The sequence below is a fragment of the Streptomyces sp. NPDC059957 genome (assembly GCF_042730015.1).
Classification (GTDB): domain Bacteria; phylum Actinomycetota; class Actinomycetes; order Streptomycetales; family Streptomycetaceae; genus Streptomyces.
In genome coordinates this window covers 84,962-99,637 of sequence record NZ_JBHWMB010000020.1, presented here as the reverse complement: position 1 = coordinate 99,637, position 14,676 = coordinate 84,962, and the positions used below count along the sequence as shown (strand labels likewise).

Annotated in this window: 12 protein-coding genes; 4 read left to right on the top strand and 8 right to left on the bottom strand. The window is 73.0% G+C overall.

The features are described 5' to 3' along the window. Positions 1 to 3: 3 nt before the first annotated feature. Together ACFWBW_RS16100 and ACFWBW_RS16095 are read right to left on the bottom strand one after the other, a co-directional pair. On the bottom strand, positions 4 to 1,080 hold the full coding sequence (locus ACFWBW_RS16100; RefSeq protein WP_266909245.1) for a Zn-dependent alcohol dehydrogenase: 1,077 nt from the start codon (positions 1,078 to 1,080) through the stop codon (positions 4 to 6). Between the two features lie 95 nt (positions 1,081 to 1,175). Then, a complete protein-coding gene (locus tag ACFWBW_RS16095) occupies positions 1,176 to 2,048 on the bottom strand; it encodes a MaoC/PaaZ C-terminal domain-containing protein (protein ID WP_385372822.1) in 873 nt (290 codons plus the stop codon). Between the two features lie 310 nt (positions 2,049 to 2,358). Between ACFWBW_RS16095 and ACFWBW_RS16090 the strand changes: the two genes are divergently transcribed. Continuing rightward, a complete protein-coding gene (locus tag ACFWBW_RS16090; RefSeq protein ID WP_385372879.1) occupies positions 2,359 to 2,736 on the top strand; it encodes a DNA-binding response regulator in 378 nt (125 codons plus the stop codon). A gap of 145 nt (positions 2,737 to 2,881) precedes the next feature. Here the strand turns inward: ACFWBW_RS16090 and ACFWBW_RS16085 are convergent, their stop codons facing one another. After that, positions 2,882 to 4,123: a cytochrome P450 gene (locus ACFWBW_RS16085; protein ID WP_385372877.1), complete on the bottom strand. Its 1,242-nt coding sequence runs from the start codon at positions 4,121 to 4,123 to the stop codon at positions 2,882 to 2,884. A 255-nt stretch (positions 4,124 to 4,378) separates the two neighbouring features. On the opposite strand from ACFWBW_RS16085, the gene ACFWBW_RS16080 reads away from it, so the two are divergent. Beyond that, positions 4,379 to 5,410, top strand: coding sequence for an amidohydrolase family protein (locus ACFWBW_RS16080; RefSeq protein WP_385372820.1), 1,032 nt, complete (start codon positions 4,379 to 4,381; stop codon positions 5,408 to 5,410). Positions 5,411 to 5,714: 304 nt separating this feature from the next. Here ACFWBW_RS16080 and ACFWBW_RS16075 read toward each other — a convergent pair whose 3' ends face one another. The 4 genes from ACFWBW_RS16075 to ACFWBW_RS16060 all read right to left on the bottom strand — a co-directional run bounded on the left by ACFWBW_RS16075 (position 5,715) and on the right by ACFWBW_RS16060 (position 10,355). After that, a complete protein-coding gene (locus ACFWBW_RS16075; protein WP_385372818.1) occupies positions 5,715 to 6,902 on the bottom strand; it encodes a beta-ketoacyl synthase N-terminal-like domain-containing protein in 1,188 nt (395 codons plus the stop codon). A gap of 23 nt (positions 6,903 to 6,925) precedes the next feature. Next, positions 6,926 to 9,052 (bottom strand): acyl-CoA dehydrogenase, encoded by a 2,127-nt coding sequence (locus ACFWBW_RS16070; protein WP_385372816.1) that lies wholly within the window; start codon positions 9,050 to 9,052, stop codon positions 6,926 to 6,928. 104 nt (positions 9,053 to 9,156) lie between these two features. Beyond that, on the bottom strand, positions 9,157 to 9,693 hold the full coding sequence (locus tag ACFWBW_RS16065) for a hypothetical protein (protein ID WP_385372814.1): 537 nt from the start codon (positions 9,691 to 9,693) through the stop codon (positions 9,157 to 9,159). An 11-nt stretch (positions 9,694 to 9,704) separates the two neighbouring features. Continuing rightward, on the bottom strand, positions 9,705 to 10,355 hold the full coding sequence (locus tag ACFWBW_RS16060; protein WP_385372812.1) for a hypothetical protein: 651 nt from the start codon (positions 10,353 to 10,355) through the stop codon (positions 9,705 to 9,707). A gap of 194 nt (positions 10,356 to 10,549) precedes the next feature. Here ACFWBW_RS16060 and ACFWBW_RS16055 point away from each other — a divergent pair, with 194 nt between their 5' ends. Both ACFWBW_RS16055 and ACFWBW_RS16050 read left to right on the top strand, forming a co-directional pair. Then, positions 10,550 to 11,806: a sensor histidine kinase gene (locus tag ACFWBW_RS16055; protein WP_385372810.1), complete on the top strand. Its 1,257-nt coding sequence runs from the start codon at positions 10,550 to 10,552 to the stop codon at positions 11,804 to 11,806. A 4-nt stretch (positions 11,807 to 11,810) separates the two neighbouring features. Then, positions 11,811 to 12,521, top strand: a complete 711-nt coding sequence (locus ACFWBW_RS16050; RefSeq protein ID WP_385372808.1) for a response regulator — start codon at positions 11,811 to 11,813, stop codon at positions 12,519 to 12,521. Positions 12,522 to 12,549: 28 nt separating this feature from the next. On the opposite strand, the gene ACFWBW_RS16045 is transcribed toward ACFWBW_RS16050, so the two are convergent. Further along, positions 12,550 to 14,568: a serine/threonine-protein kinase gene (locus ACFWBW_RS16045; protein ID WP_385372806.1), complete on the bottom strand. Its 2,019-nt coding sequence runs from the start codon at positions 14,566 to 14,568 to the stop codon at positions 12,550 to 12,552. Positions 14,569 to 14,676: the final 108 nt, after the last annotated feature.

Sequence of the window (14,676 nt, the reverse complement as noted above, 5' to 3'; positions counted from 1 at the left end):
GGGTCAGAGTTCGATGCAGGTGCGCAGGGCCACGCCCGTACGCATCTGGTCGAGCGCGTCGTTGATCTCGGCGAGCTGCACGCGGTGCGTGATCAGGCCCGCCAGGTCCACCCGGCCGGCCCGCCACAGCGCGATGGTGCGCTCGTAGGAGCGGAGCACGTCGCCGCCGCCGTACATCGACGGCAGGATCTTCTTCTCGTCGAAGAAGAGGGAGAACATGTTGATCGAGTAGTTGTCGTCGAGGGCGCCCGCGCCGACCACGACCACGGAGCCGCCGCGGCGGGTCATGTCGTACGCGGTCTTCGTGGTCGCGGACTTGCCGACCACCTCGAAGACGTAGTCGAAGCCCTCGCCGGCGGTGATCCGGTTCTTGGCGTCGGCGAACTCCTCCGGGGAGACCGCCTCGGTGGCGCCGAAGCGCAGCGCGGCCTCGCGCCGGGAGGCGACCGGGTCGACGGCGATGATCTGGGCCGCGCCCTGGACCTTGGCGCCCTGGATGACGGAGATGCCGACGCCGCCGCAGCCGATGACGGCGACCGAGGAACCGGCCTCCACCTTGGCCGTGTTGATGGCCGCACCGAGTCCGGTGGTGACTCCGCAGCCGATCAGGGCGGCGATGTCGAAGGGCACGTCGTCGGGGATCGGTACGGCGCAGCCCGCCGGGACCACCATCTCCTCGGCGAAGGTGCCGGTGCCGGCGAAGCCGAAGATGGGGCTGTCGCCGCGCTGGAAGTTGGGGGTGGCCACGTTGCCGAAGGCCTCCAGGCACAGGTGGCCCTGGCCGCGCCTGCAGGAGGGACAGTGCCCGCAGGGCGGGAGCCAGCAGACCAGGACCCGGTCGCCGATCTTGTGGCTGGTGACCCCGTCACCGACGTCGGTGATCACGCCGGAGCCCTCGTGGCCCGGGATGAAGGGGGCGGGCTGCGGGAGGACGCCGCTCATCGCGGAGAGGTCGGAGTGGCACAGGCCGGTGGCCTTGATGCGGATCTTGACCTTGCCGGGGCCGAAGCCCACGGCCTGCATGTCCTCGACGACTTCGAGCTTGTCCTGGCCTATCTCGCTCTGCAGTGCTGCGCGCACGGTGCGGCTCCTTCGGTGGGTGTGCGGGGTTACTCGCGTGCTCCGGCTGCTGCTTCGACTGCTGCGTCCGCTGCTGCTTCCGCTGCTGCGTCCGCTCAGCCGTGTTCGACGACGGTGTCGGCGAGGACCGGGGCGTCGTCCCGGTCGGCGGCGCTCACCGTGACCAGGACCCGGCCGGGCTCCTGCCACATCCGGATCCGCAGGGTCTCGCCGGGGAAGACGATCCCGGCGAAGCGGGTGCGGTAGGAGCGGACGCGGGACACGTCGCCGTCCAGGACGGTGTCGACCACGGCCTTCAGGGTCATCCCGTACGAGCACAGGCCGTGCAGGATCGGCTGGTCGAAGCCGGCCATCTTGGCGAACTCGGGGTCCGCGTGGAGCGGGTTCCAGTCTCCGGAGAGGCGGTACAGCAGCGCCTGCTCCTCGCGGATCTTCCGCTCCTCGATGCGGTCGGGCGCCCGCTCGGGCTGCTCGGCCTTGACGGAGGGGCCGCGGTCGCCGCCGAAGCCGCCCTCGCCGCGTACGAAGATCGACGCGTCGGAGGTCCACAGCGGCCCGTCGGCGTCCGCGACCTCGGTGCGCAGGACGATCACCGCCGCCTTGCCCTTGTCGTAGACCGCGGCGACCCTGGCGGTGGAGGCGGCCTGCCCCTTGACCGGGATGGGCCGGTGCAGCTCGATGGACTGGCTGCCGTGCAGCACGTTGGCGAGGTTGACCTCGATGCCGGGGGCGGCGAGGCCGCCCATCATGGCCATGCCGGCGCCGGCGACGGTCGCGAAGCTGGGGAGCACGTGGAGCTTGGACTCCAGGGTGTAGCGCAGCTCGTCCGGGTCGGTGGCGGCCCCGGGGTTGTTCGGGGAGGTCCCCGCGCCGAGTCCGAGGTGGTAGAGCTGGATGTCCTTGTGGTCCCAGGCGATGTTCCCCTGGCGGGGTTCGGCGGCGAGGGCCTTGGCGGCATCGATCGGCATGGGCGTGCTGCTCCCTGTGTTGGAGACACCGTCTTCGGGGCACCGGTCGCGTAGCACCGGCCGTACGGCACCGGCTGTGGAAGCGCGGTGCCTTGGAAGACCTCGGCGCGGCCGTCCGCACCGTCGGCCGCACCGAGGTCGTATGCGGGACCCGGCTCTCTAGAACGCGTTCTAGGTTGCCCGGTGAAGGAATGTATAACGCAAGCCCCAGCAGTTGGGAAGACTCCTGACTCTCTGTCAGACTCACTTCTCCCGCGGTGCGTTACGCCGCTACGGGACACTTCGCCCCTACCCTGGCCGGGTGGATGAGATGCCCGTTCCCCTGCGCCCTGCCCGATCCCTGCGGGTGCTCCTGGACCCGCCGAACCCGGCCCTGGCGGTCCTCCTCGGCCTCCAGCCGGACATCGAGGTGGTGGCTTCGGCGCTGGCCCGCCCGGCAGTGGCGCTGACGGAGTCGGTGGAGCGCGTCCCGGTGCTCCTGGCGGAGGATCCGGAATGCCGGATCCTGGTGATGACGGGCTCCGCCCACCCGGGCCTGCCGGAGGCCGCGCTCGCCGCCGGCGCCGCCGGCCTGGTGCTGCGCGACGGCCCGGTCGAGGACCTCGCGGACGGCATCCGCCGCGCCTCCCGGGGGGAGTCGGTGGTCGACCCGGCGCTTCAGGCCCCGCCGGCGCCGCAGGCCTCGTAGGCCCTCCCGGACATGCGTCCGCCCCGCGGATCCTCGCGAAGGACCGGCGGGGCGGATGCGCGTACGGCCTGCGCACGAAGCGCCTGCGTACGCAGGGCCTGCGTAGGGCCCGCGTAGGGCCTGCGTACGCAGGGCCGGAGACGGCTCAGCCGGAGGAGGCGGGCGCCGTCCAGTCGTCGACCGTGCGCGACGGGTCCAGCGCGACCGGCAGCTTCTCCAGCCCGCGGAAGGCCGGGAAGGGCCCCTTGAGCCAGTCCTCGTGCCCCGGCTCCGGCGTGGCCAGGACCATGTCGGGGAACCGGTCGAGCAGGGCCGTCAGCGCGGTCTCCAGCTCCATGCGGGCGAGCGGGGCGCCGAGGCAGTAGTGCGGTCCGTGCCCGAAGCCGAGGTGGGTGCTCTGCAGTCCCTTGCGCGTCACGTCCAGGGTGTCCGGTTCCGCGAACTTCTCCGGGTCGCGGTTCGCCGAGGAGATCGCGATCTGGACCAGGGCGCCCCGGGGGATGGCGACTCCCCCGATCTCCAGGTCCTCCAGGGCGTAGCGGAACGTGGAGGTCTCCACCGAGCACTCGAACCGGACGAGCTCCTCGATCGCCTGGGGCAGGAGCGAGCGGTCCTCCCGTACCAGCGCCAGCTGGTCGGGGTGGGTGAGCAGGGAGAAGACCGCGTTGCCGATCTGGTAGGTGGTGGTCTTGTGTCCGGCGAAGAGCAGGACCCACATCATCGAGACGAGTTCGTCGTCCGTCAGGGCCCCGTCCTCGTGCTGCGTCTGGATCAGCACGGTGAGGAAGTCGTCGGTGGGCTCCGCGCGCTTGCGGGCGACCAGGCCGAGGAAGTAGTTCCGCAGCCAGTCCTCCGCCGCGGCCAGATCGCCGGCCATGTCCTTGCTGAACCGGGAGCGGGTCACCTGCCCGAACCACTTCAAAACATCGGTCCGCTCGTCCCCGACGATGCCGAGCAGCTCACAGATGACCATGACGGGGAGCGGCAGGGCGAAGGAGGCCATCAGGTCGACGGGGGTGTCCGTCGGGCACTTGGCCAGCAGTTCGTCCGCGAGCTGCTCGATGCGCGGGCGCAGGAGCTTGACGTGGCGCGGGGTGAAGGCCTCGTGGGCGATGTGCCGCAGCCGGGTGTGCCGAGGGGGGTCGGCGAAGATCAGGTTGTCGTCGAGGGCGTCGCAGGTGTCGCCGAAGACGGCGTGGTAGATGTCGATGCCCTCGTGCATGTCCTTGCCGATGCGCGGATCGGACAGCGCGAGCCGGGCGTCCTCGTACCGGGTGATGAGATACGTGTCCACCCCGTGGCGCGTCGTCAGCTTGCAGACGGGGGCCTGCTCGCGCAGCGACTGGTAGACCGGGTAGGGGCACGTACGGTACTCGGGCGTGCCCATGGACACGGCCGCCACGGCTTCGTCGACGGGGAGGCCGACGGGAAGGCCGTCACTCACGGCCACTGCGGGTTCGGTCGTCACGGGCTCAGACCTCTCGTGGGGCTCGACTGTCCAGCCACCTCACTCCCTCGGCCCGTGGCCCGCATAACCTCCGTTCCCCCGTTCGGGCCCGAAACTACGCCCGCCTGAGCGGATCGGCCGGGTCCCCGACCTGTCCCGCGAACACCCGCGCGGCCCCGCCATAGGGTCCCCTCCATGCCGGACATCGCAGACCTTGCAGACCTTGCAGACCTCACCCCGCCGGACGACGGCAGCCGCCACAGGATCGACGTCCACCACCACTTCTGCGCCCCGGAGTGGCTGGAGTGGGCCGAGGGCCAGGACCTGGTGAACCGCAAGGCCCTCCCTCCGTGGGCGCGCTGGGACGCGGCGGCGGCCCTGGACCTCATGGACCGGGCGGGCATCGCCACCGCCGTCCTCAAGCCGATGCTGCCGGCGCGCTACGCGACGTCCGCGCAGCTGCGCGAGGCCACGGCCGTCACCCTGCGGGCGGCGGCGGAGGTGACGGCGGCCCATCCGGGCCGCTTCGCGTTCCACGCCCCGCTCTTCCTCGACGACCCGGAGGTCTCGCGCTGGGCGCTGCGGCGCGGGCTCGACGAGCTGGGGGCGGTGGGGGTGAACGTCACGGCGAACTACGGCGGCGTCTACCTGGGCGACCCCTCCTACGACCCGCTCTTGGCAGAGCTCGACGAACGGTCCGCCGTCGTCGACACCCATCCGCACAACCTGCCGCTGCCGGGCGGGGCACCGGGCGCGGTGGCCGTCCCGGGGATCCCGAACTTCCTGTGCGACTTCCTGCTGGACACCACACGGGCCGCGCTGAACATGATCCACAAGGGCACCCTGGACCGGTTCCCGAACCTGTCGGTGATCCTGCCGCACGCGGGCGGCTTCCTCCCGCACATCGCCACCCGCGTACAGGCCTTCGCCGGCGCGCTCACCCCGCCCGTCGACCCGGCGATGGTCCGGGACCACCTGCGCCGCTTCTACTACGACACGGCCGGGCCCATGTCCCCCGCGGGCACCCTGCTGGCGATGGCGGCCCCCGACCGCATCCTCTTCGGCAGCGACTGGCCGGCGTGCCCTGCGGAGATGGTCACGGACATCGCCCTGCCGGCGCTGGCGGCCGACCCGGCCCTGACCCCGGCGCACCACCGGGCGATCAACCGGGACAACGCACTGCGCGTGATGCCGAGCTTGGCTCCGCTGAGCCCTGCGCGCGTCTGAGCGACGCCGCCCCTAGCCCTCACCGCTGCGCGGGGCGAAGTTCCCGCTGCTCCCTCTGCCGCTGCGCGGGGCGAAGTTCCCCTACCCGCCCTTCCACCGTTCCCAGGGCCGCCCCTGCCCCGGTCCTCAAACGCCGGACAGGCTGGCAGGGGGTACCGGGCTGCGCCCGGACCCCCTGGGGCTCCGCCCCAGACCCCGGTCCTCAAACGCCGGACGGCTGAAAAGAACAACCCCACCCCGCCCCCGGCACCGGCCCCCACCCGCAGCCACCGGCGCTTGAGGCGCAGGAACCCGGAGCCCGCGGCTACTTCCGCAGCAGGGTGACCACCGCCGCGCCGCCCAGGCCGATGTTGTGCGCCAGCGCGACCCTCGCTCCCTGGACCTGGCGGGGACCCGCCTCACCGCGGAGCTGCCAGACGAGCTCCGCCGCCTGCGCCAGCCCCGTCGCGCCCAGCGGGTGACCCTTGGAGATGAGGCCGCCCGAGGGGTTCACCACCCACCGCCCGCCGTACGTCGTCGCGCCCGACTCCACCAGCTGCCCGGCCCCGCCGTCCTCGCACATGCCCAGCGCCTCGTACGTCAGCAGCTCGTTGATCGAGAAGCAGTCGTGCAGCTCGATGACGTCCACGTCCCCGATACCGAGCCCGGACGCCGCGAACACCGCCCGCCCCGCCGCCGCCGTCATCGGCTTGCCGACCACGTCGATGCAGGAGCCGGAGGCGAAGGACGCGTCCGTGTCCGTGGTCATGGACTGGGCGACGATCTCCACCGCCCGGTCCCCGAGCCCGTGCTGCTCCACGAAGCGTTCCGATACGACGACCGCCGCCGCCGCCCCATCAGACGTCGGCGAGCACTGGAGCTTGGTCAGCGGCTCGTGGATCGTCTTCGCGGCGAGGATCTCCTCGACGGTGTACACGTCCTGGAACTGCGCGTTCGGATTGTTCGCCGAGTGCCGGTGGTTCTTCGCGCCGACCGCCGCCAGCTGCGCGGCCGTGGTCCCGTAGAGCTTCATGTGCTCCCGCGCCGCGTTCCCGAAGATCTGCGCGGTCGGCGGCGACATCTCGAAGCCGTGCCCTGCGGCCATGATCCCGTAGTGCCGGGCCACCGGCGAGGTCTTGAAGTCCCCGCCGTCCGCCCCGCCCCCCAGCGCTCCGCGCTTCATCTTCTCGAAGCCCAGCGCGAGCACGCAGTCGTTGATCCCGCCCTCCACGAACTGCCGCGCCATCATCAGCGCCGTCGAGCCCGTCGCACAGTTGTTGTTGACGTTGTAGACGGGTACCCCGCTCAGCCCCAGCTCGTACGCGGCCCGCTGGCCGGCCGTGGAGGCCTGGAAGCAGAAGCCGACCGGCACTTGCTCGACGAGCCCGTAGTCGATGCCCGCGTCCGCGAGCGCCGCGTCGCCGGCCTCCTTGGCCATGTCCCAGTACTGCCAGTCCCTCGACTCCGGCTTCTCGAACTTCGTCATGCCGACGCCCACGATGTACGACTTCATGTGTGTCCCCACTGCCTTTCGGTTCAGTCCCTGGGAAGGCCGAGAATCCGCTCGGCGACGACGTTGAGCTGGACCTGCGTGGTGCCCCCGGCGATGGTCAGGCAGCGGGACATGAGCATGCCGTGCACGGCCCGCTTCCCCGCCCCCTCGCTCACCGCACCCGCCGGGCCCAGCAGTTCGAGCGTGAGCTCGGCGGTCCGCTGCTGGTGCGGGGTCTGGACGAGCTTGCGTACGGACGCGCCCGCGCCCGGCTCCAGTCCGGAGACCTGTTGCAGCGTGGTGCGCAGCCCGATGCAGGCCAGGGCGTGCGCCTCGGCGGCCAGGGCCCCGATCCGCACCCGGTAGCCGCCTTCGAGTTCGGCGGAGCGGGCGAGCAGTGCCTCCAGGCCGGAGTCGAAGGTCATCTGGTCGGCCATGTGGACGCGTTCGTTGCCCAGGGTGTTGCGGGCGACCTTCCAGCCCCCGTTCTCGGCGCCCACCAGGGCGTCGGGCGGCAGCGACACGTCGTCGAAGTAGACCTCGTTGAAGAGGGCCTCGCCGGTGATCTCCTTGAGCGGCCGGATGTCGATCCCGGGGGTCTTCATGTCGACGATGAAGTAGCCGAGCCCTTTGTGCTTGGGGGCGTCCGGGTCGGTGCGGGCCAGCAGGATCCCGTAGTCGGCGCTGTGCGCGGAACTCGTCCACACCTTCTGCCCGTTGATCAGCCAGCCCCCGCCCTCGGCCCGCTCGGCCTTGGTCCGCAGGGAGGCGAGGTCGGAGCCCGCGCCCGGTTCGGAGAAGAGCTGGCACCAGGTGACGTCCCCGCGCAGCGTGGGGAGCAGGTGGCGCTCCTGCTGCTCCGGGGTCCCGTAGGCGAGCAGCGAGGGCACGACCCAGGTGGCGATCCCGAGGTCGGCGACCTTGACCCCGGCGGCCGCCAGTTCCTGCTGGACGACGAGCTGTTCGACGGGTCCGGCGCCGAGCCCGTACGGGGCGGGCAGGTAGGGGGCCGCGTACCCGGTGGGCGCCAGCACCCGGCGGGCGGTGGCCGGGTCGAGGCCGGCCGCGTCCGCGATGGCGGTACGGGCCTTCGCGCGATGGGTTTCGGCCCGCGCGGGCAGCTCCAGGCGCAGCTCGCGCCGGGCGCCCGCGGCGGCGAGCCGGACGGCCCGGACCCGGTGGCCGTCGCCGGAGCCGAGGAGCTGGCGGGCGACGAGGGCCCGGCGCAGGTAGATGTGGGCGTCGTGTTCCCAGGTGAAGCCGATGCCGCCGAGCACCTGGACGCAGTCCTTGGCGCAGGAGTACGCGGCGTCGAGCGCGGTGCCCGCGGTCAGTGCGGCCACCAGCGAGCGCACCTCGGCCGGTTCCTCCATGGCCTGCGCGGCGTCCCAGGCGAGCGCCCGGGCCTGCTCCACGCGCACCAGCATGTCGGCGCACAGGTGCTTGATCCCCTGGAACTGCCCGATGGGCCGCCCGAACTGCTCGCGCACCTTCGCGTACTCGGCGGCGGTGCGCAGCGCCCAGGCGGCAGTGCCGCAGGCATCGGCGGCGAACAGCATGCAGGCGAGGTCCCGTACGAGTGCGGCGTCCAGTTCCAGCAGGGCGCCCGGCCCGGCGGTGACCCCGCGGGCGCGGACCTCGGCGGTGGGCCGGGTGGGGTCGGCGCTGTCCTGGGTACGGATGTCCAGCGCGGCGGCGTCGACGGCGAACCAGCGGGTCCCGTGCGCGGTCTCGGCGGCGAGCAGCACGAGGTCGGCCTCGCCCGCGCCGAGCACCGGCGGCGCGGTCCCGTCGAGGAGGTACCCGCCCTCCACGGCGACGGCGGTCAGGTCCCCGGGCCCGAGCGCCACGGCCCCGACCCTCCCGCCGAGGGGTTCGGCCCCGGCCCGGTCCAGGAGTACGGAGGCCAGCACGCTCGGCAGGTACGCCCCGGGCAGCGCCGCCCGGGCGGCCTCCTCCACCACGACGGCGAGGTCGAGCAGGCTCCCGCCCTCCAGGTGCGGCTCCAGCAGCCCGGAGGCGAGCAGCCCGTCCCAGTAGGCGGGCCGCGAGCCCGTCTGCGGCGGGGTGTCGAGGAGTTTGCGCACCTCCTCGGGCGGCACGGCCCGCGCGACCCAGCCGCGTACGGCCTCGGCCAACTCCCGCTGTTCCTGTGTGATTCCGATGCCCATGCGCGGCAGAGTAGAACACGTTGCATTCTGACGGAAGGTCAGAACTGAAACGTGTTCTCGCTTTGCGGGCTGCTGCCGGCCTGCCGTCCGGACCGGAGCGGATCTCAAGCGGCGACGAGCAGCCGACCGGGCGCGGCGACCCTCCGGCGGCGGTGGTAGGACACGGTGACGACCGCCAGCAGCGGCCCCCAGGCCACCAGGGGCAGGTAGCAGGCCGTCATCACCCAGTACGCGACGCCCGTGGGGGAACCGGGGGCGCCCATGTTCCCCGGGTCGTTCCAGCCGATGGCCCCCAGGACTCCCAGCAGGGTGAGCGCGGCGGCCCCCAGGCCGGCGGGAATCACGGCGGCGAGCGGCGGGACGCGCCTGCCGCCGATCAACGGCAGCCACTGCGGGGCGACTTCGCCCCATCGCTGCACCAGACCCAGGGCAAGGAATCCCAGCATCTCGGCGAACACGCTCAAGCCGATGAGGTACAGCGAGAACGCGCTCCCGAACCTGACGTCCGCCAGCGGGTCGCCCCCGGAGAAGCCGAGCGGCACTCCGACCGCTCCGGCGATCCGCCACAGCCCCGTGGGCAGCGGGGCGAGCGCGGCGAGGCGGGCGAGCCGCACCACTCGACGGCTCGACCTGCGCTCCATGGCCGCCGCCCTCATTCCTTGTCCGCCGAGTTCGCCGAGGCCTCCGAGTTGGCCGAGGCCGCCGACGGGGTGGGCGGGAGTACGTGCCGGACCTTGAAGTCGCCGCTCTCTACGGTCTCGTACGGTGCTGCGCTCAGGCACTTCGGCACCTCCAGCCCGTCGAAGCCGGCCACGGCCCAGCTGTAGCCGACCCTGTCCTTCTTCCCGTCGCCCTTCCCGTCGTAGACGGTGAACCCGACGCGCTTGCCGATGGCGCCGGGGGGCAGGTCGGAGCTCGTGATGATGCCGGTGGCGGTCGCGACCGGACCGCCGGTCAGCAGGCAGTCGATACGGCCTTCGGCGTACGCGCCCTCCTTTCCGTCGGCCGAGTAGTGGGTGAACCGGAAGGTGCCGCGCGAGGTGCCGGGCGGGGTGTCCGGCTCGTCGGGCTCGGCCGGTGCGAAGCCGTGTGCGTCGAAGGAGAAGCGGACCTGCTGGCCGTCCGCCCGGTACATCTTGGCGGCGCCGGTGAGGCTCGATTCCTCCGGCGCCTTCCTCGCCCCGTCCGAGGCGGAGGGGGCGGTGTCGAAGGCGTCGGCAGAGGCGGAGACGGCGAGGCCGCCGATGACCGCCAGTGCGGCGATGCCGACGACGGAGGTACGAAGGGTGGTGCTGCGCAGCATGGTGAACTCCTTGATCCTGGCGACCGGTTGAGCCGCCGTTCGGTGCGTTCGGTGTGGCATCAGCCTCCGCCGCCGGGAGGGTCCGCGACCATCGGCCGATGGGGAGATCCACTCAGGGGCTCGGCGGTCCCCTCTATGCCGTTCGGCAGAGGCCGCCGGCCCGGACAGCCCCTAAGGTCGTGGAGGTGAAGATCATGGGCATGGCACACCGGGACCGTGCCGTCGTCGGCGTCCTGACCGCCGCCTGCTGCGCCGCCACCCCGTTCCTGGGCGTACGTCCGCTGCCGGCGCTCGCTGCCGCCGCAATCGCCCTCGCGACTTTCGGCTGCCTGCCGCGGTCGCGCGAGTGGACCGGGGCCGCCACCGGCTGCGCCGGCGCCCTGCTCCTGGTGGCCACGTTCGGCTGGCCCGGACGCGGTACGGCCGGAGGAGCGCCGTGGCACATGGTGGCCGTAGGGGCGGTGCTCCTGCTCCTGACGGCGGCGGTGCGCTGGTCGCCCCGGCGACAGCTCCTGACGGGCGGCGGGCTCGGCGCCCTGGCCGTCGCCGTATGGACCGTCCCGCTCGTACCGGACGCCTCCTTCTTCGAGTACCTGGGCCTGATGTCCTTCTGGTCGGCGCCGGTCGTCATCGCGGCCGTCGTCGGCGGCTATCCCCGCCTGATGGAGGACCGCCGCCGCCAGGCGGTCCTTGCCGCGCGCCGCGCCCAGCAGCTCGAACTCGCCCACGATCTGCACGACTTCGTCGCCCACGACGTGAGCGGCATCGTCGTGCAGGCCCAGGCGGCCCGGTTCGTGGCCGAGCACGATCCGGCTGCGGCGGCCCGGGCCCTGGAACGGATCGAGCGGGCCGGACTCGCGGCACTGGCCTCGATCGACCGTACGGTCCGGCTGCTGCACGCCGCCGACGAGGAGACCGACAAGAGCGGCGACGGCGACGGCGACGGCGACAACGCCGGCCTGACGGGAAACGCGGCTGTGGTCGGCGCCCGTAAGGCCCTGGTCCTCCCCGGCATGGAGCAACTCGGCGAAGTGGTGGACCGGTTCAGCGAAACAGGGCAGATACCGGCCCGTCTCGACGTGCCCCCGGGTGTCGCCGACGCGCTCTCCCGCGAGGGCGCCGCCACGGTCCACCGGGTCGTGGTGGAAGCGCTCACCAACGTACGCCGGCACGCGCCGGGAGCGGCCGGTGTACGGGTCGCGCTCAGCACGGACCGTACGACCGTCGAGGTCAGCGTGACCAACGACGGCGGCCGCGGCCGCACTTCGCACCTGCCCGCGCTCCCCCGTCTCGAACGGGGCGCCAGGGGCGCCCGGGGCGGCGGCGGGCTGCTCGCGCTGGCCGAACGCGTCCGCGCCTGCGGCGGCACCTTCGCCTCGGGCCCGTACCAGGGCGGCTGGCGCGTGATCGCGACTCTTCCCGCCACCGGATCACACGCCACGGCATCATGATCCCGTGACCACCCGCATCCTGATAGCCGACGATCAGGAAGACGTGCGCAGCGGCTTCCGGCTCATCCTCGACTCACAGCCCGACATGACCGTCGTCGGGGAGGCCGCCGACGGCGAGACGGCGGTCGAACTCGCCCGTACGCTGCGGCCCGACGTCGTGCTCGCCGACATCCGCATGCCACGCCTGGACGGACTGGAGGTGACCCGGATCCTGGCGGGCCCGGCCGCCGAACACCCCCTCCGCGTGGTCGTGGTCACGACGTTCGACCTGGACGACTACGTGCACACCGCACTGCGCAACGGCGCCTGCGGCTTCCTGCTGAAGCGGTCGGGCCCCAACCTGCTGATCGAGGGCGTGCGGGCGGCGATGGCCGGGGACACCCTGATCAGCCCGCAGCTCACGGTCCGGCTGCTGCGCAGCCTGTCCGCGCCGCACACCGGACCTCACCCCCAGCCTCACCCCCAGCCGCAGTCCCGACCGCGGCCCGTTCCCGAGCCGCGGCCCGCGGCCGAGGACCCCCTGACGGCGCGGGAGCGCGAGATCGCGCTGCTCGTCGCACGCGGACTGACCAACGCCGAGGTCGGCGCCGAGCTGTTCATCTCGCCCGGCACGGCCAAGACCCATGTCGCCAACATCCAGGCGAAGCTGGCGGTGCGCAACCGGGTGGGCATCGCCGCGTGGGCCTGGGAGACCGGCCTGGCGAGCGGCGCCTGACACCGCTGTTCCCCTGCTCCTACGGGCATCAGGACTTCTCGTAGTAGTAGCCCTCGCCGTGCGAGGGGCCCACGTTGTGCTGGAGGCCGGCCGGCAGGCTCTTGGTGAAGAAGGAGGGGTCCAGGACCCCGCAGAACTGGCCGGTGGACTTGGACTTGTCCACCGCCGCCGAGCCGATGTTGATCCTGGTCCCGCCCGAGGTCAGCGAGGTCACCTTGGCGATGTTCTCGCAGTGCCCCGTTTGGGACTCGTTGATCAGGCGGACCGCCCCGGAGCGAGTGATGATCACCGTCCCCGGCCGGCCGATGTTGAACTGGCCCTTGTAGGTCCAGGTGCCGGCGAAGTACGAGGGGACCGCGTCGCCGCCGCCGCCGCTGGGCGAGCCGCCACCGCTCGGCGAACCCCCGCCGCTCGGCGAGCCCGATCCCCCCGGGGTGGCGCTCGGGCCGGTGCCCGTACCGGCGCCCCCTCCGGCGGCCTGCCCCCCGCCGCCGCCCTGGCTCGCGCTGCTGCCGCCCGGGGTGCCGGAGCCGCCGCCGGGGATGCCCGCGCCCCCCGCGGCGCCGCCCTGGCCGTCCGGCGCCGGTACGGGCGGGCTCTGCGTGGCCTGGGGGCTCTCGGAGTTCGGATCGGCCGGGGCGGCGGGTGAACCGCTCGCCGCCGAAGGGGAGCCGGAGGAGGCGCCGGGCGTCGCGGGCGCACTGCTCGCCGGGGGCGAGGCCTGCGCCCCGTTGCCACCGCCGCCGAACGGCTGGAGCAGGGCCACCGTGCCCCCGCCGACGGTCACCACCAGGACGACCGGCAGGGCTACGGTCCACCGCCGCCGGGCCCCGCGCCGCTCGCCGGCCGAGGTACCGGCGTCAACAGCCGGTCCGGAGCCCTGACCGGTCGCGGAGCCGGTCGCAGCCCCGGCCGCCGGTCCGACGACCTGCTCGGCGGACCCGCCGGCCTCCGCAGCCTCGGCGGCCCCGGCGGCCCCCACAGGCGCCCCCGCACCCCCCGGTCGTAGCCCGAACGTCGCCCGGTCGGGGCTCTCCTTAGCCTCCGGGCCCGCGCCGCTCTCCCCCACAGCCAAGGGCGCGACTTCGGCGTCGAGCAGCCGCGCCGCCTGCCGGGCCAGCCGCTCCACCACCTCGGGCGGCAGCCACGCCCCGCCGCGCACCGCGGGGCGGACCCGCTCCGGGTCCGCCAGCAGCTCGTCCACGCCGGGCCGTTCCTCGACGCCCTTGACCAGGCAGCGGCCGATGAGCGCGCGCAGGGAGGAATCGGCTACCCGCTCCAGGGCCGGTTCGCCCTCCACGATCTGGAACATCACCGCGTGCTGGTTGCTGGCGCCGTGCCCGAAGGGCAGCTCACCCGTGGCCGCGTACATCAGGACACAGCCGAGCGTGAACACGTCGCTCTTCGCCCCGGCCCGCTGCCCGCGCACCTGCTCGGGCGACATGAACCCGGGCGAGCCGACGACCATGCCGGTACTGGTGAGCAGCGATTCGACGGAGGTCTCCAGGGCGCGCGAGATCCCGAAGTCGATGACCCGGCTGCCCTCGACGGTCAGCATCACGTTCGACGGCTTGAGGTCGCGGTGCACGATCCCCGCCGTGTGGATGTCCTTCAGCGCGTGCAGCAGCCCGTCCGCGAGGGCGTGTACGGAGGACACGGGCAGGGGGCCGTGCCGGCGCACGATCTGTTCCAGCGAGAGTCCGGGTACGTATCCGGTGGCCACCCAGGGCCGTTCGGCGTCGGGGTCCGCCTCCAGGACGGGCGCGGTGTACCGCTCGCCCACCTTCCGGGCGGCGTCGATCTCGCGGCGGAAGCGGGCCCGGAACTGCGCGTCGGCCACGTGCTCCTCGTGCACCACCTTCACCGCGACCGTACGCCCGCCCTCGGACCGGGCCAGGAACACCCGGCCCATCCCACCGGCGCCGAGCCGCCCGAGCAGGAGGTACGGCCCGATCCGGCTCGGATCCCCCGCCAAGAGCGGCTTTATGCCGCCGTCGACGTTGTCATCGCTGCCGCCGCCCTGCCCCTTGCCGGTCCCGCTGCCCATGCTGCCCGTCCCCCGGTGATCCCCTGCGGCCTGCCGGTCGGCCCGGCCCGTCGAACTGGGCCAAGGGTAGAGGCAGTTCGTCAACCGCCAAGAGGACGGGGGGTGGTG